Raw genomic sequence first — 18649 nt, forward strand, 5'->3', positions numbered from 1 at the left:
GTCAGTATTGGCGCGGACCCCGTTCGCAGGTCCTCTCGCTCGCGAGGACGCAGCCGGCCCGGACGCCTTCGCGGCGTACTTCAATGACGCGACCGCGGGAAGCCGACCCGTACCTCTCGGTCGGACTGGGGATCCGGTCGGGCGTGTGCCGGGCTCGACGAGCTCCGCGAGGAACAGAGGTCGAGGTCGATCTCGGCAGCGCTCTCACGCGAGCCGAGGGTCGGACCTTGCCGATCAGTGTCACCGGCGGGGGCGCCTACGGCATTCCCGCCGGCCACATCGCTCCCGTGGTGACGGGCGCCGCGCCTCCGGGGTGGTTCGTGGGGGGCGTCGAGATCGACGGGCAGCCGGTGGCGGCGGCGAATGCTCGAGTCGGCGACCGCCCCTCGGTCACTCACCGTGTGGACCCTGCCGCCAGGCGAATCGCACTCGGTGGCCTTCTGTTTTTGTCGCCGGCCCGAACGTCGAGTCGGGGAACCGATCGCCGTCTCTTCTCCACACTCCGCTGCTCGAATCCGTCGACGTGCGGTCGGGCGCGATCGCCTGCCGAGCCTCGTAATGACGGATATTTGAGGCGGCTATGTGAAGATCGGCCGTCATCCCTGTTGTGGGGAAGGCCTTTCCGTTAGCATGAGAGCGCCATCCCCCAAGGATTCCCCCGCCGTTCCCCAAGCGGTGTCGACGCGCACTGTCCCCAAACTCTGCGCGTCTGCGGTGCATCCGGATGGTTACGCGGACCCTCTCTCGCCGCAGTCCCCACTGATCGGGCCCAGAGAGGGGTCCGCTCTCTTTCTTCTTCTGAGGACGACGTATCACCGCAGGTGTAGTGCCTTTGCGACGCTCAGTGCCCGAGCGTTCCCGTCTCGTCCGGTCCCACGATCGCCTGCAGCTTCGCGATCAGATCGGTGCGTGATGTTGCCCCGAGCCGACGGCGGATGCGTGCGATGTGATGTTCTGCGGTTCGCGGCGAGATGAAGATGGCCTCGCCGATCTCGGCGTAGGTCATCCCGCTCAGCACGAGGCCGGCCACCTCCCTCTTGCGCGCACTCAACACGCCGCCCTCGCCCAGAGGGGATGTGCCGTCCGCGACTGTCGCAGGCGTGACGTTCGGGTGGAGCTGTCGCGCGAACGCGGCGAGTCTGAGCCTGGCGCGACGATCTCGAGCGCGTCTCCGAGAGAGCGCGGGCGGCCAGGTGAGCACCCTCCCACGAGTACCCCAACGATCCGAGGTGAGTGGTCCGCCCGCTCCACGCGGTTGATATCGCTGTCGTCCACTCGTGCGCGGAACCACTCCGCCGTCGCGGCGGCCATCACCGCCGCGACTCGTGAATCACGGGCCGCGCCGGTCAAGGCACGGCTCGCGTGCGGCAGCGCGTGGGCATCGCCGGAGGTGAGCGCGCGCTGATACTTCGACCACAGCAACGGAACCCTCCAGAGGGGAGGGTCGCCCAGACCGTGCAGGATGCCCCGCAACGCGTCGATGGCGGGATCCACCCGCTCGGCATCGTCGAACAGGGCGGACGTCTCGATGAAATCGCGCAGGGGATGCAGGAGGTAGAGATCCGGTTCTACGTGGCGTAGGTCGTCGCGCACTCGCTCCCACACGGCCTGCAGTTCTTCGTGCGTTCCGTAACGTCGGGACGTGGGCGAGCATCACCGCGTCGCGGATCAACACCTCGCGTCCACTTCAGTGGCAGGGGGGATGCGTCTACGTCCGCCAGTCGCGCTGCCGCCTCCTCGGGGTTCTGCCGGTGCACCGCGATCCACGCGGACCACAGCAGGAGAACGGGACCGCGCCCACGGTCGCCTTGCTCCTCCATCAGGGCGTCGCTCACGACGTTGGCCGCCGTGTCGATCTCGCCCAGGTCTAGTGCGGTGATGGCGGCGATCACCGCGGGGGCAGCTCGAGGAATAGGACCGGCCTCGCCGGAGTCCCGTACATCTCGCTCGCGCGGATGAGGTCGTCGAACGCGCCGCGCACGGGTGACGCGAGAGAAGACGCAAGACCGCGCAGCATGGTGGTGTGGGCCACGCGGACCGTCGTGGGGAGGCCGCCCGTGTCGATGTCGGGCGAGCGGAGAAGATCGCGAAGGGAGGTGGCGTCGCCCGTTCCGAGCGCCGCGATGGCGGCGGGCGCCGGGCGCCAGCACGATGTCTTCGCTGTGATGTGCGCGGTAAGCCGCAGAGCTCGCCCGCAGGAATCCGCGCGCGCTCCAGGCTGACCCGAGGATGCGAACCGCCTCGTCGCGCTCGTCGCCCTGGGCGTCTGCGGCGACGGCGTCGACGAGGGATGCGGCTTCGTCGATGTCGCCGCGGGCCCAGGCCAGCCGGGCTTTGCGGATCGCGATCGTCGTCGGGTCGCCACCGGCCGCGAGCGCCGCGTCGTACAGCTCCATCGCACGTTCGTTGTCGTAGGAGACGGCCTCATCTGCGTGCGTCTGCAGTGCGCGGGCGAGGCGGGGTCGTGATGGCGTCCGAGAGCGGAGACGACCTCTGCGTCGAGGGGACCCGCGGCGTGCTGTCGAGCAGGTCGATCATCTCGAGGACCGGCGTCGTGCGTCGAACGGTGTGCGCGACGATGGGGATCTGTGTGTCCGCCGCGCAGCATCAGTCCCTCGGCGTGTCCGGTCGCCAGGTCATCGGCCCCGGCAGCCACGGATGCGGGGGAGGTCGTCTCCGGCGAGGCTAGCCCGGCGGATGGCCGCCGATGTGTTCGGGTCGAGTGTGTCGAGACGGAGGCCTATCACCTCGCCCACGGCTCGGATCGCCCGCTCGTGCGAGGGGTCGCGACAGAATCCCTCGCCGTGAGCGGCGATGACCTCTTTCACCAGCCACGTCACCGATGCGGTGATCTCCACGATCCCCGCGACGCACCCGGGGTCGATCGAGCGTCCAGCTCGTTGCAGTGCGCGCGCGATGTCGTCGGCGTCGACTTGCCCGAGAGCAAGCGGCGGGCGTGACTGCTCTCGATGCGCCGGATGAGGCCGGCGAGGAGGGGGTTCCATGGGCCCTGCAGGCGAGGACAGCCACGCGCTCTTCATCTCGGCGCTGACGCCAAGCCCGCGCCGAGGAGGAACCGAGATGAGCGTCGTCCCGTTCGCCGTCCCGCTCTGGGTGGAACTGCTGGCCGCAGGGCTGGGCGGCCTGCAGGGCGCGCTCGTCGCGGCGGAGCACCGACACCAGCGCATCGATGTGCTGGGCGTGCTCGTCATCGGCCTCCTCGTCGCGCTCGGGGGAAGCCTGCTCCGCGACGTCGTGCTCAACGAGCCGCCCGTCGTGATCTGGCAGCAACCGGTATCTCCTGGTCGCCGCGGCCGGAGCTGTCGTGGGGATGGCGGTGGCGTCCGTGATCGCGCGGGCTGTCTGGCCGCTCATCGTGCTCGACGCGATCGTGAAGATGGAATGTTCGTGCCATCGGTGTGTTGAAGGCCTGTTGCTTGGTGTTTGCCTGGTGGGTGCTGTTGTTGTTGGTGTCATTGGTGTGATTGGTGGTGGGATGCTGCGTGATGTTGCCCTGAACCTGCCGTTCTCGTTCCTGCAGGTTAGTACGTGGATGTGGTTGCTGCAGCCTTGGGCAGCGGTGGTGCTCGCTGCCCTGCAACGCGTTCGCCGTCCCGACCCTCATCGCGGGCGTGATCTGCATTGCGGTCACGGTGACTGTCCGGGTCGTCGCGGTCGCGTTCCGGTGGACCTTTCCCGAACCGGGCTTGCTGCGACGACCGCGCGCGACCTGATCGGATCGGCTCAGCGCAGCGACGCGGCCACCGACTTCAAGGCGTCGGCGGAGCGGTGGAAGAGTGCGAGCTCGTCGGCCGAGAAGGACGTCTCGAGGATCGGTCGGGCGCCGCCGCTGTGGACGACGGGAGGGCACCGAGAGGGCAACGCCGTCGACGCCCTGGAAGTCGCTCAGCACCGGCGGATACCGGCATGACGGCGTGCTGGTCGCCGAGGATCGCCTCGACGATGCGGGCGCTCGACAGGCCGATGGCGTAGTTGGTCGCCCCCTTGCCCGGGATGACCGTGTACGCGGCATCCCGCACATCGACGGCGATGCGGTCGAGCTCATCGACGGTGAATTTCGGCTGTCCGTCGAGGGGCTGCCAGTCGAGGATCGGAACCGTGCCGATCGTCGCGCGCGACCAGTGCGGGACTCGGTGTCGCCGTGCTCGCCGACGATGTAGGCGTGCACGCTCGAGGTCGACACTCCCGCGCTGCGCGAGCTTCCACCGCAGGCGCGAGGTGTCGAGCACGGTGCCCGACGCGAAGATCCGCTCCGGCGGAAGGCCGGTGACCTCTTGACCGATGACGGTGAGCACGTCGCACGGATTGGTGACGATGACGTAGACGCAATTTTTCGGTGCGACCTCGAGCAGTTCGGGCAGCATCCGTCGAAGGATGGCGTTCACCCCGGCGAGCTCGGTGCGGGTCTGCCCGGGTTCTGCTTCGCGCCGGCGGTGATCACGACGACGTGGGAGCCCGCGGCGACCGCGACGTCGGACCCGCCCGAGATGTCGCTTGACCCGGTGAACTGCGCGCCGTGGGCGAGGTCGAGGACCTCGGCTTCGACCTTCTCAGCGGCGATCTCGTAGAGGGCGACGTGCCGTGCCGACCCGCGGGATCAGGGCGGCGTAGGCGACGCTCGATCCGACGGCGCCCGCCCCGACGACGGTGAGTTTCGAGTTCTCGATGACGCTGGTGCCGTCAGTGTGGCAGTCGATGGATGCCGCCGGTCCGCATCCAGCCGTGCAAATCAGATGGACTGCGCGTCGGCCGTGACGGGCCTGCGGATGCCGAGGAACGAGACCAGTGCGCCCGCGACCATCAGGACCGCCGTGACCAGCGCGGCGCGGTGGAAACCGTCGAGGTCGAGCGCGCCGCCGATGATGACCGCGAGGATCGCGATGACGACGAGTCCGGCGATGCGCGACACCGCGTTGTTCGTCGCCGACGCGATACCCGATCGCTCGCCGCCGATCGAGCCGAGGATCGTCGACGTCAAGGGCGACACCGTGACGCCGAGCCCCAGGCCGAACACGATCAGTCCCGGGAGGACCTGCGTCCAGTAGTCGAAGTCCTTCTGGACGGCCAGCAACATCAGGGCGCCCGCCGCCATGACGAGCGGACCGGCCGTCATGAACAGGCGAGGTCCGAACCTGTTGACCCACCCGCCGACCACCGAGCTCAGCGCGATGAGGGCCAGCGTCGTCGGCAGGCTCGAGAGCCCGGCGAGCGTCGCGCTCAGACCCGCGCCCTGCTGGAGGTAGACCCCGACGACGAACCCGTTGAGTGAGAGCGCGGCGTAGATGAAGAACGTTGCGAGATTGCCCGTCCAGAAGTTCCGGACGCGGAGGATGCCGAGCGGCAGGATCGGCGAGCGCACGGTGCGCTGACGCCAGAGGAACGCCGCGAACATGAGAATGCCGGCGACCAGCGGCATCCAGATCGCCGGATGCCCCCATCCGAGGTTGGGCTGTTCGATGAGCGCGAAGACCACCCCGCCGAGCCCGAGGGTGCAGAGCGCGGCGCTCACGAGGTCGATGTGCGCGTCGTCGCGCCGGTGGTCGATGTGGCCGAGGCGCGGACAGGAGGTAGAAGGTCGCCGCGATCGGGAGGGTGTTGACGAGGAACGCGAACCGCCACGACAGCAGGTCGACGAACAGCCCGCCGATTAGGGGGCCGGCGAGGTTCGCCCCGGTCGTCCATGCCGTCCACTGACCGATCGCGCGTGCCTGCGCGGGGCCGGTCAGGAGCGAGGTGATGAGCGCCAGCGAGCTCGGCACGAGGAACGCGCCTGCGGCGCCCTGCAGTGCTCGGGCGATGATGAGGACCACCGGGTCGGGAGCGAGCCCCACGCCGATCGAGGCGATGCCGAAGCCGATCAGTCCGATGCGGAGGACGAGCACGCGCCCGAAGGCATCGCTCACCGACCCCGCGAAGAGGATGAGGGAACTCAGGGTGAGGAGGTAGGCATCCACCGCCCACTGCTGTGTCGACAGACCGCCGCCCAGCTCGTCGCGGATGGCAGGGAGTGCGACGTTGACCACGGTGCCGTCGAGGAACGCGACGGCCGACGCGAGCGCTGCGATCGCGACGATCAGCCCGAACCGGGGGGATGTCGTCGGAGCGCTCACAGGCTCACGTTACGCCCGGGGAGGAGATCAGCGGGGGCTCGAGCCGACGGGAACGGTCGTCATTCGGGCGGGGAAGCGACAGGTCGCGTCGGGTCGAGGCCGGCGAGGGGAGTGGAGGGGAGGGCGATCCAGCCTTCCCGGCGGGCGCGGTCAAGCGCGGCGGGCGGGACGGGGTGCGTTGCGCCCAGCGCGTGTGCGCGGGCGATGAGTGCGGCGACGACGGCGTCGAACGCGTCGTCAGAGGCTTGCATCAGCGCGCGCTGATTGGGGGTGACGGTGAGCCAGGGAGCTGCGGTGAGGAGGATCGCCGTCGCCGTCGAACGGGCCGGATCCGTCTTGTATCCGGACACCGCGACACCCCAGTAGCGAGGGATGCCGCGGGGTAGACCTCGACGAGTCGTCCCGTCGCGCCCGACCGGTCGACCACGTCACCGGCGGCGGCGAACCCGGGAAGCAGGTCGGCGCACCGCATCGCGGTGAGTCCCAGGCGATCGGTCGAGACGGGGCCCGAGGGGGAGGCGCCCCGTGATCCGGTGGGTGGCTCGGTCGGTCTCGCGGTAGGCGAGCAGGCGACGTCCCTCGATGCCGCGGAGGTCCGGGGCGGGTGCCTCGCCCCTGCGCGTTCGCCGCGATGTAGGCGACGAAGTCGCCGTCGGGCCAGCCGAACGCGCAGTCGACGCCGACGTGCGTCGACCCGGCGGCGAACCCGACGATGTCGTCATCCGTGTTGTCGAGGCGGAGCGTCGTGAGTTCGGCGCCCCCACCGCGCCAGTCCACGACGGCGACCGCCGTACGCGCCGGCTGCGCCGCGAGGCTGCAACTCCGGTGGTGATCACACCGCGACGCTACCCGTCCGCCGGTGCGTCGAGACGTCGCAGATGGTCGCCGAACCGGGCGGCAACACGACCATCTGCGACGCTTCGGCGAGGCAGGACGAGGCTCGGTTCGCGGCATCCGTTCTGGTGTCGTAAGCTGGACGACGGTGACGTGTCCGAGCGGCCGAAGTCAACTCTCGAAAAGTTGTGTAGGGTAACCCCTACCGTGGGTTCAAATCCCACCGTCACCGCCATGAAAACCCCTGCTGATGTGGGGTTTTCTGTTTCTCTCGGTGGACGTCAGCCCTCCAGCAGCGACACGCTCTGGACGGTGGCGATCCGATCGACCAGGTCGGCCTGCCGCGCGATCGATCGCGGCGGCCGACCAGGAGATGACGAGCGCCGCGACGAGAAGGGCACCCGCAGTGGCGGCCCAATCGACGCCGCGGCGGATCGTCAGGACGACGAAGGCGAGCGCGCTGAGGATCGCGACGGGGCCGCCCGCGACCTGGGCGAAGGCCATGCGCACGGCGGACTCCTCCGTCAGCGGGCCCCAGCTGTTGAAGACGGACAGAATCAGCGCGAGCGGGACGACCACCACGCCGGCGACGAACACGGTCCACCGGGTCGGTCGGTAGCGACGGCGTGCGACGGGGACGGGCCTCGGACGCGGTGACGGCGGTCATAGCCCCGACCCTAGCGGCGTGCTCCCGGCCGGGACCAGGGCGAGCCGACGCGAACGGCATCCATCCGCGCACGGTCAGCGCACATCGCGTCGGGTCGAGACCAGGCACGCCGCCCTAGAGTGAGTCGGATGCCACGACGGGGGAGGCGACGATGCTCGCGACGGTGACCTATGCGCCGACGGACGGTCAGGATGCGACGGCGCTCGGCTTCCTCATGTACAAGCATCCGGCCAAGGTGCAGACGTTCTCGGCGCCGGTCGGTGACATCCACGTGTTCTACCCCGAGGCAACGCCCGACCGCTGCACCGTCGCGGTGATGCTCGAGGTCGACCCGATCGCGCTCGTCCGCAACAAGCGGTTCCGAGGGGATGCCGGGGCTCTCGGTCACTACGTCAACGACCGCCCGTACGTCGCGTCGAGCATGCTCGCCGTCGCGATCGGCACGGTCTTCCGTACCGCGATGACCGGGCGGAGCGACTCGTACCCCGAGCTGGCGGCATCCGCTCTGCCGCTGCGCATCGAGATCCCCGTCGTTTCGGCACGGGGCGGGGCGACGACCTGTCCGGCGGACGAGCCGTGCGGCTGGCAGGTCAAGGACACCGCATCGCGCTCGACGACGAGCACCCCGAGTGGTCAGACTCGCGCTACAGCTCGGTCGTGTTGACCGGTGAGGTGCGTCTGGCCGAGGCGCTCCGCCAGCTGTACGTCCTTCTGCTCGCCCCTCGACGACGCCAAGCACTACTGGGTCGGTGACGACGAGATCGGCAAGCTCGAGCGCGCCGGCGAGGGCTGGCTCGCGGATCACCCGGAGCGCGACCTCATCACCCGCCGCTACCTCCTGCACCAGCGCGCTCTGCTCGAGACAGCCGACGCGGCACTCGAGGAACGCCCGACGCCGCTCAGCCAGCACCGGGCCGACGCGGTCCTCGCCGCGCTCGCCGACGTCGGCGTTCACTGCGTCGTCGACATGGGCTGCGGGCCGGGCGCCCTGCTCGCGCGCCTCGTGAAGGATCGCTCGTTCACCAAGATCGTCGGCGTCGATGTGGTCGGCCCGGTCGCTCGAGCAGGCGGCAACTGGACGCCTGGTCCCCGCCCAGGCATCCGACGCCGAACGCGAACGCATCGACCTTCTTCACGGCTCGTCGTCTACCGCGACGAGCGCCTGTGCGGGTTCGACGCGATGGTGCTCATGGAGGTCATCGAACACGTCGACCCGTCGCGACTCGGTGCGCTCCGGGATGCTGTCTTCGCGTCGGCCTCTCCGGTCCGTCGTCGTCACGACGCCCAACGCGGAGTACAACGCGCTCTACCCCGATCTGCCGGCGGGCACGTTCCGCCACGACGACCACCGCTTCGAGTGGACGCGCGACGAGTTCCGCGCGTGGGCCGAGGGGGTCGCCGGCCGGCACGGTTACGCGGTCGAGTTCCGTCCCGTCGGGCGACGCGGGATGCCGACCTCGGCGCGCCCACCCAACTCGCCCTGTTCCGGAAGGAGGTCGCGGCATGACCGTCCTCGACATCCCCGCCCTGTCGCTCGTCGTCCTCGTCGGGGCATCCGGTCTCGGGCAAGTCCACGTTCGCGCGGGAGCACTTCGGCGCCTACGAAACGCTCTCAAGCGACGCGTTCCGGGGGCTCGTCTCCAACCACGAGTCCAACCAGTCCGCCACCGCGGCCACGTTCGACGCGCTGCAGTACGTGGCGGGTAAGCGTCTCGACGCGGGACTGCTCACCGTGACCGTCGTCGACGCGACGAGCGTGCAGCCCGAGGCCCGACGCGCGCGCTCGTCGAACTCGCGAAGGCGCACGCCGACGTGCTGCCGGTCGCGATCGTGTTCGACGTGCCCGAATCCGCGTCCGTCGAGCGGAACGCGGTGCGCACCGACCGTCGCATTCCCGCCCACGTCGTGAAGCGGCAGAACGACCAGCTCCGCCGCGGGCTGCGCCACCTCGGACGCGAGGGTTTCCGCAAGGTACACGTCCTCCGCACGCCCGATGAGGTCGCGGACGCGACGATCGAACGCACGCGTCTGCTCACCGACCGCACCGACGAGCGCGGACCGTTCGACGTGATCGGCGACGTGACGATGCCGCAGCGAACTCGAGGCACTGCTCGGACGCCTCGGCTACGAGCTCCAGCGCGACGAGCAGGGCCGGGCCGACGACGCGCGGCATCCCGAACAGCGTCGTGTCGTGTTCCTCGGCGACCTCATCGACCGCGGGCCCGACGTCGTCGGGGTGCTGCGCCTCGCGATGGGGATGGTCGCCCTGGCAGTTTTTTTGCCGTGCCGGCAACCATGAGGCGAAGCTCGTCCGCGCCCTGCGCGGCGCGCAAGGTGACCGTCTCGCACGGCCTCGAGGAGACGCTCGCTCAGCTGTCGGGTGAGAGCGAGGAGTTCCGCGAGCAGGTCGAGGCGTTCTGCCACGACCTCGTGTCGCACCTGATCCTCGATGAGGGGCGCCTCGTCGTCGCCCACGCGGGGCTGAAGGAGCAGTACCACGGCCGCGCGTCCGGGCGTGGGCGTGCAGTCCGTCTTCTACGGCGAGACCACGGGGGAGACCGACGAGTACGGCCTTCCGTGTGTCATCTGTGGGCCGAGGACTACCGCGGCACGGCGGTCGTGCTCTGCTGACACACACCGGTCCCGACCGTCGAATGGGTCAACAACACCGCGTGCCTCGACACCGGGTGCGTGTTCGGCGGAGCGCTCTCGGTGATGCGCTACCCGGAGCGCGAGGTCGTCTCGGTGCCGGCCGAGCAGGTCTGGGACGACCCGATCCGCCCGCTCGTCCCCGCCGCGCCGATGCGCGCTCCGGGGGCTCCTTGACCTCGCCGACGTGCAGGGCAAGCTCACCGTGCAGACGAGCCTGCACGGCCGGGTCGGCATTCAGGAGGAGCAGTCCGCGGGCGGCCTCGAGACGATCAGCCGCTGGGCGACCGACCCGCGCTGGCTGATCCACCTGCCGCCCACGCTGGTGCCGCGAACACCTCGGCGCGCGAGGGCTACCTCGATCCCGGTGACGAGGCGTTCGCGACCTACCGCGGAAACGGCGTGACCGACCTCATCGCCGAGGAGAAGCACATGGGCTCTCGCGCCCTCGGTGCTCGTTCCGCGCTACCTGGCACGGTTCACCGCGCCCGAGGGATGGCGGGGGTCGATCCACACGCGGACGGGTCGCCCCTTCTTCGCCTCCGACGTCGAAGCCGACATGCTCGCTCGCCTCGACGAGGCGCTCGAAGCGGGCCGGCGTCTGGGAGGAGCTCGGCGCGTCGTGGGTGCTCCTCGACGCCGAGATCCTGCCCTGGTGCTCAAGGCCGGCGCGCTCGTCAGTGACCTTGACGTGTTGGTCGCGACCGCGGCGGAGACCGCGACGGATGCCGCCGCTGCGGTGCTCGCTCGGGCCGCGGCATCCGGGATCGACGTCAGTGCCCTCGCGGCGCGGGACGCAGGCACGCGCCGAGGGCGCGCGGGGGTTCCGCGCTGCGTATCGCCGCTACGTCGGCGGCGACGACGAGGTTCGGTGGCGCCGTTCCAGGTGCTCGCCGCAGGGGATGCCACGTTCGAGACCCGCGATCACGGCTGGCACCTGGGGGTCGCCGACCGCCTGGTCTAACGCCGCACCCGACCTTGGTGGCGCCGACGCGGCGACGGCGCGTGGACCTCGGTGACGAGGCATCCGTCGCGGACCGTCTCGTGGCGGGCAGGAACTCACCGCGGCGGGCGGCGAGGGGATGGTCGTCAAGCCGTTCGCCAACCTCACGCGCACCGAGAAGGGACTCGTGCAGCCGGGCATCAAGGTGCGCGGGCGCGAGTACCTGCGGATCATCTACGGCCCGGACTACACCGACCCCGCGAACCTCGGCGCCTCCGCGACCGCAACGTCGGCCACAAGCGCTCCTCGCTCGCGGCGCGCGAGACGGCCTCGGTATCGAGTCGCTCCACCGCTTCACCGCCGGAGAACCGCTCTGGCGCGTGCACGAGGCGGTGTTCGGCGTCCTCGCCCTGGAGTCCGACCCGATCGACCCGCGCGCGCGCTATCACCCTGCACGACGTCGACCCGACGCGATCTGCGGCCATTCCGGAGCGGAAGTGGCACATCGCGTCGGGTCGATGCTCACTGGGGCCATGCGGCATCCCATAACGCTTCGAGAATCTCGGCACCACCCCTTCCTGCCGACCGCTCCGACTTCGTAGCGTGGACTCCATGGCGCGTGACGACGATCGACCCGAAGATCTCTAACACCGGACCCATCGACCTCGCGGCGCTCGCTGCCGCCGAGGACGGGGACCTCGAGATGCCCGAGATCAGCTACGACGAGCAGCGCTATCCCGCGCGGCCCCGTCGGCTCCGCCCGAAGACAACCTGCGCGGCAGCAGCGTGCGCCGCATCCGTACCGACCCGCGCACGGCGAACGGCACGAACCCGTCGTACGTCGAGTGGTTGGTCCGGCAGTCGATGCTGAAGGATGCCGATGTGCTGGCGCGCCCGCTGTCGGGACAGCCGACGATGCGCGGCGGAACGCCTACGCCCGCCCCGACGCCCGCCGCGGATCGCGACGAGTGACGTGTGGTTCACCGCGTACCCCATCTCGCTGATCACGCGGCCGGGGCAGTCGTTCCTCTTTGACCCTCGGCGACGACGAGCTGTGGTCGGTGTTCGAGCGGATCGGCATCACTGCGGTCCACACCGGTCCGGTCAAGCGCGCCGGCGGCATCGAAGGCTGGGGCGAGACCCCCAGCGTCGACGGTCACTTCGACCGCATCAGCACCGCCATCGATCCCGCCTTCGGCACGGAGGACGAGTTCCGCGCGCTCTGCGACACGTCGCCGAATCGCATGGCGGCAGCATCATCGACGACATCGTGCCCGGCCACACCGGCAAGGGCGCCGACTTCCGCCTCGCTGAGATGGGCTTCAAGGACTACCCCGGGACTACCGACATGGTCGCGATCCCGCCCGAGGACTGGCACCTGCTGCCGGACGTCCCCGAGGGGTACGACAGCGTCAACCTCGACCCGGCCACCGAGCACACGCTCGCCGAGCACGGCTACATCATCGGCGCCCTGCAGCGCGTCATCTTCTACACGCCGGGCGTGAAGGAGACGAACTGGTCGGCGACGGCTCCCGCGATCGGTCCCGACGGGATCACGCGCCGCTGCTGGTCTACCTGCATTACTTCAAGCAGGGTCAGCCCTCCATCAACTGGCTGGACCCGACCTTCGCCGGTATGCGCCTCGTCATCGGCGACGCGCTGCACTCGCTCGGCGAGCTTAGCACGAGCGCGCTGCGCCTCGACGCCAACGGATTCCTCGGCGTCGAGAAGAGCGCCGAGGGTCTGCCGGCGTGGTCGGAGGGGCATCCGCTCTCGCACGCCGCGAACCACATCATCGCGGGCATGGTCCGCAAGGTCGGCGGGTTCACGTTCCAGGAGCTGAACCTCACGATGGAGGACATCCGCTACATGGGCGCCGTCGGCGCCGACCTGTCGTACCACTTCATCGGACGCCCGGGGTACCACCACGCTTTGGCGACGGGGCAGACGGAGTTCCTGCGCCTCGCGTCGACGTCGTCGCTCGCGCTCGGCGTCGCGCCGGCGCAAGCCTGCTCACGGCATGCAGAACCACGACGAGCTCACCTACGAGCTCGTCCACTGGGCGACGCGGCACGCCGACGAGGAGTACGGCTTCCGCGGCGACACGATCACGGGCGGCGAGCTCGCCGAGATCGTCCGTGCGGAGTTGACCGAGAAGCTGGTGGATGCCGGTGATTACAACCTGGGTCTTCACGCAGAACGGCATCGCCTGCACGGCGACGTCGCTCATCGCGGCGACGCGCGGCATCCCGACCCTCGATGAGATCACCGAGGACGAGATCCCCGCCATCCGCGACGCTCACCTGCTGCTCTGCGCCACAACGCCTGAGCCGGGCGTCTTCGCCCGTCGGGCTGGGACCGCCGGCATGCTGACTCTTCCGGGCGACGAGGTCGCCGACCTCATCCGCGTCGGCGACACCCGCTGGATCGAGCGCGGCGCGCACGACCTGCTCGACGCCGATCCCGGTGCGACGCGCTCGACGTCGGGCATGCCGCGCGGTCGGCGCTCGCCGGGCCGGCTCCCGGCACAGCTCGACGACCCCGATTCGTTCGCGTCGCGGCTGTCGGCCATTCTCGACCTGCGTCGCCAGTCGGGCATCGCGACGGCGACGGCCGTCGACATCCCCGAGGTCGCCCACGCCGGCATGCTCGTGCTCGTCCACCGTCTCGACGACGGGGTGGCGGAGGCGGACGCCCCCGTGCAGGTGACGGTGCTCAACTTCTCGTCCGAGGCGATCGAGGGCACGGTGCGGTCCGAGCACCTCACGCCGCAGAGCGACGTGCTCGATGCCGCGAGCGACGAGGTCATCGGCCGCGTCGACGACCTGCAGAGCTTCTCGGTGTCGCTCCCCGGGTACGGTGCGCGGTTCCTCGTCCTGCAGCCGCAGGTCGACGAGGACTGACCCGATCGGATGCCGGGCGCAAGCCCCCCTCGCGATGTCGGGGGAGGTGCGTACCGTCGCCTCATGACCGATCAGAGCAGCTTCCCCGAGAACGACTCCGTCGACCCCACCGACGCTGATGCGCCAGAGATGCTCGGCGGACCGAGCGGCGACACCGCGGTGAAAGACCCCGAGGAATGGGTCACCGGCGACGAGCCGATGACCGGCGCGCAGCGCAGCTACCTCGACACCCTGGCTCGCGAAGCGGGGAGGAGATCCCCGCCACCTTGACGAAGGCCGAAGCCTCCGAGCACATCGACCGCCTGCAGCAGGCGACCGGGCGCGGCGCGACCAGCTGACCGCGCCGACGCTGCGTTCGCCCGATCAGGCGAGCGCGGCGTCGATGCCGGCGAGCGGCACGGGCAGCCAGTCGGGGCGGTTGCGCGCTTCGTAGATGGATTCGTAGACGGCCTTGTCGAGCACGAGGGCGCGGAGGAGTGCCGGGTCGAGCTCGATCGCCCCGGGGGCTGTTGCGTATGCCGACAGGAAGGCCTCGCGGCAGGATGCTGCCCAGGCCGCGGCATCCGGTCCCGCGCCGACCGCGCCCGCGTAGTCGAACGACCGCAGCATGCCGGCCACGTCGCGCGGCGGAAGGTCGGGGATCGCACGCTCCGCCATCGGTCGGAGCGGCTCGCCCTCGAAGTCCACGATGCGCCACCCGCCGTGGGGCACCGCGAGGACCTGTCCGAGGTGCAGGTCGCCGTGGATCCGCTGCATCCGGGGCCATGGACGTTCGAGCGCCTCGGCGTACACGGCGTCGATGGCGGCGAGGCGGTCGGCGACGGCGGGAACCTCGGCGGATGCGATCGCCAGGCGGCGACGCCAGGCCCGGCCGACGGCGGCGAGCTGGTCGGGGGAGGCATCCACCGATTCGAGGGCGTCGCTGAGCGCGCCGTGGACGCCCGCGACGGCGACGCCGAGATCGCGGGCGGCGTCGGTGAAGTCGCGTCCCTCGCGCGCCGCGTCGAGCGCGATCGCCCATCCGTCGCGGACGCCGGGGAGGAACTCCTGCGCGAAGCCGAGCGTGCCCCGCGCCGTGCCCGATTCGCGGCCGACATCGGGCCACTCGGCATCCGCGCTGCCGTAGAACTGGGGCACGTAGGGCGAGCCGGCGTCGCTCAGCACGCGCTGCACCGTGACGTCGGGGTTCTCGCCGTGGTGCAGCGTGCGGAACAGCTTGAGGATGATCGCGGGCGACCCGTCGACGTCGTAGACGATGGACGTGTTCGACTGCTCGCCGGTGAGCACCCGCGAACCCGTCACTCGGCTCGTATCGACACCCATCTCCGCGAGGAGTCCGATGGTGAAGGCGGGATGCCGGGTCGCATCCGTGAGGGAACGCCCGTCGTCGGTCGTGGTGACGACCTCCTCGGCAGGCGGCTCGCTCACCTCGGTGAGGGGCACGTTGTACAGCGTCGGCAGAGCACCGGCGTCGTCCATTAGCAGGTAGGTGGTCGCGCCACCGGGTGCCGGTCGCGCATCGAGCACGCGGAACCGTGGATCGTGACTCTTGCCCGCATACCAGCGTTGCTGCGCCACCCAGGCGCTGAGGTCCTCGTCGAATCGCACACGATCACCATGACCCGCCGACACCGGATCTAGGAAGGGGTGGACGACGATTCCCCGGGAAGGTAGGGCGATCGTGTCCTTCCCGCATCGGTCGCCGTCCTGAGGCCGCGTAGCGTGGACCGGTGACCATCGGCATCCATCTGTCCCCGCTCGCTGAGATCCCGGCGACGACCCTCTACCGCATCCTGTGGCTGCGCGTGAGCGTGTTCGTCGTCGAGCAGGAGGCCGCGTACCCCGAGCTCGACGGGCGCGACATCGAGCCCGGCGCGTTGATCGCGTGGGCGGAGGAGGATGGCGAGGTCCTCGGGACGTTGCGCCTGCTCGACGAGGGCGAGGAATGGCGGATCGGTCGGGTCGTCACGAGCGCGGCAGCCCGAGGCCGGGGTGTCGGCGCGGACCTCATGCGGCGGGCGATCCACGACGCCGCCGCGCGGGACGCGTCGCGACCGTTCGTCCTCGATGCGCAGGAGCACCTCGCCGACTGGTACGGCCGCTTCGGCTTCGTCTCCGCAGGACCGTCGTACATCGAAGACCGGATCCCGCACGTCCCGATGGCGCGCCCCGCAGAAGCCGAAGTGTAAGAGACGGATGCCGGGTGCGCGACCCCCATCTGTCTGGGCCAGCGGGGATGCACCATCGATCGATGCTCGAGCTCCATTACGGCGACGGATACGTCGTCACGACCGACGCGATCGCCGACGCGGTGATGCGGTACGCGAAGACGCTCGCAGAGCACGAGGGGGCCGACCTCGTCGCAGTCCCCATCCTCACTCCTGAGGGCCCGGCGATCTCGTCGATGCTCATCGGTCCCAGCAGTCAGCTCTTCACGGTGCCGCACCCCGGCGACGCGGACGGCTTGGAGGACGAGTCTGCGCTCATGGATCTCCTCAGCCGGAACGACCGTCTGGTCCACCCGCCGGCGTCGGTGAGCGAGTACCCGTACGAGGAGGACGACCCCTGGTTCGAGGAGTCGTTCTGACACTGTCGGCGTCCGTGACCCCGGCGTAGTGTCGCGCTATGCGACCCCTCCGCTACTCGATCAACGTCACGCTCGACGGATGCGTCGACCACCGCGCCGGCATCCCCGACGCGCAGACTCACGAGCACGCCGCGCAGCAGATCGCCCGCGCCGACGCGCTCCTGCTCGGTCGCACCGTCTACCGCATGATGGAGGATGCCTGGCGACCCCCGGCATCCGATGCGATGCCGGAGTGGACGCAGCCGTTCGCCCGGACGATCGATGCGGCAAAGAAGTACGTGGTGTCGTCGACGCTCGGTTCGGTCGACTGGAACGCGGAGCTCGTCTCGGGCGATCTGCGCACCGAAGTCGAGCGGCTGAAGGCGATGCCGGGGGAGGGGCTCTACACCGGCGGGGTCGCACTCGCGACGACGCTGGCCGGGTGGGGGCTGATCGACGAATACACCTTCGTCATCCATCCGCGCGTTGTCGGACACGGTCCGAGGCTGTTCGACGGCTTGCCGGAACCGCTCGACCTGGAGCTCGTCGACCGCCTCGCCTTCGACTCGGGCATCGTCGCCGAGACCTACGCGCCGAGGCGGTGAAGGAGCCGGATTTCTCCCGCGCGCTGTAGCGGCGACATCCGCTCAGATGTAGTCGCGTGCCGAGACGACCGCGATGGGCTCGTGGCGGATCTCCTCGCCGGTGAGGACGACGGCGCAGTTCACCCCGACGGGCCTGGACTTCAGCTCGTCGATCCGCTGCTGCACGGTGGTCGGGGGAGTTGCCGGGTCGATGAGGAGGAGGACCACCGACACCTCGGCACCGCGTGCTCGCTGCCGTGCGGTGTGGATGCCGCCCGCCCATCGGTGCGCACTGCGCTGCGCGTGGTCGTCGAGGTCATGGGCGACCTGCACGACGATGACGATATGGCGCTGGTTGCGATGGTGACGCGCAACGTGCGTCTCAGCCTGGTGCAGGATCTCCTTCACGCCGCGAGCGGTGGCGACGTCGCGACCGTCCACGCCGACGACCAGCACCCTGGCTCCGGCGCTGCGATCGCACGATGGCAGCGATGCGAGCGCAGGGATGCGGTCGCCGACCACCTCCGCAGTCACAACCGCCTGCCCCTCGAAACTGTGCACAGCCCCTCCCTCGTGAACCTCACACCATAGCCGCTTTACAGGAATCGGCAAGCTCTACTTTTTTTCCTCTGATTTGCCCTTTTTCTTTTCGCGGCTATGGTGAGGCCATGGCAATCGACCAGCGACTCGGCGCCCTGCGCGCTGCCCCTCGGGGGCGGCGCGGCGTTCGTCGGAGCCTCGTTGGGGAGTTCCGCGTCACCCTTTCGCCGCCGGGGGCTGCGAAGCGGATCTCGACGCGCCATGGCATTCGATGGGGGACCTCACTCACGTGAGTCGTCCCATCTTCGAAGCCAACGCGTCGCATCTGCGGCGCGTTTCTTTTTTGCAAGGAGAGTGACATGACCACCGATTCACCCGTCGTTATCGATACAGGACCCTTCCGCGCCCTCTTGGAGGAGAGCCTGACCGAGCGACTCGCCATCATCGAAGAGCTGACGCCGCGAGCGCTGCCGTCGATCGACCCGATGGCCTACCAGACGCTCGCCGCCAACCGCCGCGCAGTGGAGGAGATCACCCGCGCGCTCAACCGCATCGACGCAGGAACCTACGGACACTGCTCGCAGTGCAGTGGCTGGATCGCCCCGGCACGCCTCGAGGCCGTACCCCACGCGGCGACGTGCATCGAGTGCTCCCGCGCAGCGGCGTGAGGGGGGCGACCACGATGACCCCGTCACCGACCTTCCTGGCTTCTGTCCGGCGCTGGGTCCGCCGCACCGTCTTCGCCGTTCGCACACCGTCGGACGCCGCCCCACGCAAGGGCGGCCCGGGAAAGGAATTCGATCGCGTGCAGGGCGTCTGGTCCGCGTGGCGG

20 protein-coding genes, 1 tRNA gene and 7 pseudogenes are annotated in these 18649 nt (G+C 69.8%); 18 read left to right on the forward strand and 10 right to left on the reverse strand.

The window, feature by feature from the left end; all coding sequences use genetic code 11:
- Window positions 1-841: 841 nt before the first annotated feature.
- Window positions 842-1051: a helix-turn-helix transcriptional regulator gene (locus ABQ271_RS01685; protein ID WP_349309834.1), complete on the reverse strand. Its 210-nt coding sequence runs from the start codon at window positions 1049-1051 to the stop codon at window positions 842-844.
- Window positions 1052-1362: 311 nt separating this feature from the next.
- On the opposite strand from ABQ271_RS01685, the gene ABQ271_RS01690 reads away from it, so the two are divergent.
- Window positions 1363-1581 (forward strand): hypothetical protein, encoded by a 219-nt coding sequence (locus ABQ271_RS01690; protein WP_349309835.1) that lies wholly within the window; start codon window positions 1363-1365, stop codon window positions 1579-1581.
- A 307-nt stretch (window positions 1582-1888) separates the two neighbouring features.
- Here the strand turns inward: ABQ271_RS01690 and ABQ271_RS01695 are convergent, their stop codons facing one another.
- Window positions 1889-2032 carry a hypothetical protein gene (locus ABQ271_RS01695; RefSeq protein ID WP_349309836.1) on the reverse strand — a complete coding sequence of 48 codons (144 nt, stop codon included), beginning with the start codon at window positions 2030-2032 and terminating at the stop codon, window positions 1889-1891.
- Between the two features lie 604 nt (window positions 2033-2636).
- Complete coding sequence (locus ABQ271_RS01700) at window positions 2637-3005, reverse strand: hypothetical protein (protein WP_349309837.1); 369 nt, start codon at window positions 3003-3005, stop codon at window positions 2637-2639.
- A gap of 76 nt (window positions 3006-3081) precedes the next feature.
- Here ABQ271_RS01700 and ABQ271_RS01705 point away from each other — a divergent pair, with 76 nt between their 5' ends.
- A complete protein-coding gene (locus ABQ271_RS01705) occupies window positions 3082-3426 on the forward strand; it encodes a TRIC cation channel family protein (RefSeq protein WP_349309838.1) in 345 nt (114 codons plus the stop codon).
- A 344-nt stretch (window positions 3427-3770) separates the two neighbouring features.
- Here the strand turns inward: ABQ271_RS01705 and ABQ271_RS01710 are convergent, their stop codons facing one another.
- From ABQ271_RS01710 to ABQ271_RS01725, 4 genes and pseudogenes are all read right to left on the reverse strand, one after another.
- Window positions 3771-4406, reverse strand: a complete 636-nt coding sequence (locus tag ABQ271_RS01710; RefSeq protein WP_349309839.1) for a hypothetical protein — start codon at window positions 4404-4406, stop codon at window positions 3771-3773.
- Entirely contained in the window at window positions 4403-4582 is a 180-nt protein-coding gene (locus ABQ271_RS01715) for a lactate/malate family dehydrogenase (RefSeq protein ID WP_349310923.1), read from the reverse strand. Before ABQ271_RS01715 ends, ABQ271_RS01710 begins: the two co-directional genes overlap by 4 nt.
- 168 nt (window positions 4583-4750) lie before the next feature.
- Window positions 4751-6131: pseudogene (locus ABQ271_RS01720) on the reverse strand (MFS transporter).
- Between the two features lie 59 nt (window positions 6132-6190).
- Entirely contained in the window at window positions 6191-6481 is a 291-nt protein-coding gene (locus ABQ271_RS01725) for a DUF429 domain-containing protein (RefSeq protein ID WP_349309840.1), read from the reverse strand.
- Window positions 6482-7112: 631 nt separating this feature from the next.
- On the opposite strand from ABQ271_RS01725, the gene ABQ271_RS01730 reads away from it, so the two are divergent.
- Window positions 7113-7200: transfer RNA gene (locus ABQ271_RS01730), tRNA-Ser, on the forward strand.
- Here ABQ271_RS01730 and ABQ271_RS01735 read toward each other — a convergent pair.
- Entirely contained in the window at window positions 7179-7562 is a 384-nt protein-coding gene (locus ABQ271_RS01735) for a hypothetical protein (RefSeq protein WP_349309841.1), read from the reverse strand. The genes ABQ271_RS01730 and ABQ271_RS01735 overlap by 22 nt on opposite strands.
- Before the next feature lie 284 nt (window positions 7563-7846).
- Between ABQ271_RS01735 and ABQ271_RS01740 the strand changes: the two are divergent.
- The 11 genes and pseudogenes from ABQ271_RS01740 to ABQ271_RS01790 all read left to right on the forward strand — a co-directional run bounded on the left by ABQ271_RS01740 (window position 7847) and on the right by ABQ271_RS01790 (window position 14465).
- Window positions 7847-8385: pseudogene (locus ABQ271_RS01740) on the forward strand (hypothetical protein).
- A complete protein-coding gene (locus tag ABQ271_RS01745; protein ID WP_349309842.1) occupies window positions 8300-9139 on the forward strand; it encodes a methyltransferase domain-containing protein in 840 nt (279 codons plus the stop codon). Before ABQ271_RS01740 ends, ABQ271_RS01745 begins: the two are co-directional and overlap by 86 nt.
- A gap of 102 nt (window positions 9140-9241) precedes the next feature.
- Window positions 9242-9541: pseudogene (locus tag ABQ271_RS01750) on the forward strand (hypothetical protein); the annotation flags it as partial.
- Window positions 9542-9966: 425 nt separating this feature from the next.
- Window positions 9967-10263: a hypothetical protein gene (locus tag ABQ271_RS01755; RefSeq protein ID WP_349309843.1), complete on the forward strand. Its 297-nt coding sequence runs from the start codon at window positions 9967-9969 to the stop codon at window positions 10261-10263.
- 60 nt (window positions 10264-10323) lie between these two features.
- A complete protein-coding gene (locus ABQ271_RS01760) occupies window positions 10324-10458 on the forward strand; it encodes a hypothetical protein (protein WP_349309844.1) in 135 nt (44 codons plus the stop codon).
- 120 nt (window positions 10459-10578) lie between these two features.
- Window positions 10579-10674: pseudogene (locus ABQ271_RS01765) on the forward strand (hypothetical protein); the annotation flags it as partial.
- Between the two features lie 58 nt (window positions 10675-10732).
- A complete protein-coding gene (locus ABQ271_RS01770) occupies window positions 10733-11245 on the forward strand; it encodes a hypothetical protein (protein ID WP_349309845.1) in 513 nt (170 codons plus the stop codon).
- Between the two features lie 118 nt (window positions 11246-11363).
- Window positions 11364-11432: pseudogene (locus tag ABQ271_RS01775) on the forward strand (hypothetical protein); the annotation flags it as partial.
- 127 nt (window positions 11433-11559) lie between these two features.
- Window positions 11560-11826 (forward strand): hypothetical protein, encoded by a 267-nt coding sequence (locus ABQ271_RS01780; RefSeq protein WP_349310924.1) that lies wholly within the window; start codon window positions 11560-11562, stop codon window positions 11824-11826.
- Between the two features lie 10 nt (window positions 11827-11836).
- A pseudogene (treS, locus tag ABQ271_RS01785) lies at window positions 11837-14127 on the forward strand (maltose alpha-D-glucosyltransferase).
- A 129-nt stretch (window positions 14128-14256) separates the two neighbouring features.
- Window positions 14257-14465, forward strand: a pseudogene (locus ABQ271_RS01790) (DUF3072 domain-containing protein).
- Window positions 14466-14490: 25 nt separating this feature from the next.
- Here the strand turns inward: ABQ271_RS01790 and ABQ271_RS01795 are convergent.
- A complete protein-coding gene (locus ABQ271_RS01795; protein ID WP_349309824.1) occupies window positions 14491-15735 on the reverse strand; it encodes a maltokinase N-terminal cap-like domain-containing protein in 1245 nt (414 codons plus the stop codon).
- Window positions 15736-15857: 122 nt separating this feature from the next.
- On the opposite strand from ABQ271_RS01795, the gene ABQ271_RS01800 reads away from it, so the two are divergent.
- The 3 genes from ABQ271_RS01800 to ABQ271_RS01810 all read left to right on the forward strand — a co-directional run bounded on the left by ABQ271_RS01800 (window position 15858) and on the right by ABQ271_RS01810 (window position 17298).
- Window positions 15858-16316, forward strand: coding sequence for a GNAT family N-acetyltransferase (locus ABQ271_RS01800; RefSeq protein ID WP_349309846.1), 459 nt, complete (start codon window positions 15858-15860; stop codon window positions 16314-16316).
- A gap of 62 nt (window positions 16317-16378) precedes the next feature.
- Window positions 16379-16714: a hypothetical protein gene (locus tag ABQ271_RS01805; RefSeq protein ID WP_349309826.1), complete on the forward strand. Its 336-nt coding sequence runs from the start codon at window positions 16379-16381 to the stop codon at window positions 16712-16714.
- Window positions 16715-16752: 38 nt separating this feature from the next.
- Window positions 16753-17298, forward strand: a complete 546-nt coding sequence (locus ABQ271_RS01810; RefSeq protein ID WP_349309847.1) for a dihydrofolate reductase family protein — start codon at window positions 16753-16755, stop codon at window positions 17296-17298.
- Window positions 17299-17340: 42 nt separating this feature from the next.
- Here ABQ271_RS01810 and ABQ271_RS01815 read toward each other — a convergent pair whose 3' ends face one another.
- Window positions 17341-17838, reverse strand: a complete 498-nt coding sequence (locus ABQ271_RS01815) for a hypothetical protein (RefSeq protein WP_076708145.1) — start codon at window positions 17836-17838, stop codon at window positions 17341-17343.
- Window positions 17839-18176: 338 nt separating this feature from the next.
- On the opposite strand from ABQ271_RS01815, the gene ABQ271_RS01820 reads away from it, so the two are divergent.
- Window positions 18177-18485: a TraR/DksA C4-type zinc finger protein gene (locus ABQ271_RS01820; RefSeq protein WP_349309848.1), complete on the forward strand. Its 309-nt coding sequence runs from the start codon at window positions 18177-18179 to the stop codon at window positions 18483-18485.
- The last annotated feature ends 164 nt before the right edge of the window (window positions 18486-18649 follow it).

This window comes from Microbacterium sp. MM2322, from assembly GCF_964186585.1.
Classification (GTDB): Bacteria; Actinomycetota; Actinomycetes; order Actinomycetales; family Microbacteriaceae; genus Microbacterium.

Coding starts and splice junctions, on each gene's coding strand:
- ABQ271_RS01700 (WP_349309837.1), bottom strand. CDS start 3,005: ATGGAACCCCCTCCTCGCCGGCCTCATCCGGCGCATCGAGAGCAGTCA.
- ABQ271_RS01820 (WP_349309848.1), top strand. CDS start 18,177: ATGACCACCGATTCACCCGTCGTTATCGATACAGGACCCTTCCGCGCC.
- ABQ271_RS01810 (WP_349309847.1), top strand. CDS start 16,753: ATGCGACCCCTCCGCTACTCGATCAACGTCACGCTCGACGGATGCGTC.
- ABQ271_RS01705 (WP_349309838.1), top strand. CDS start 3,082: ATGAGCGTCGTCCCGTTCGCCGTCCCGCTCTGGGTGGAACTGCTGGCC.
- ABQ271_RS01805 (WP_349309826.1), top strand. CDS start 16,379: ATGCTCGAGCTCCATTACGGCGACGGATACGTCGTCACGACCGACGCG.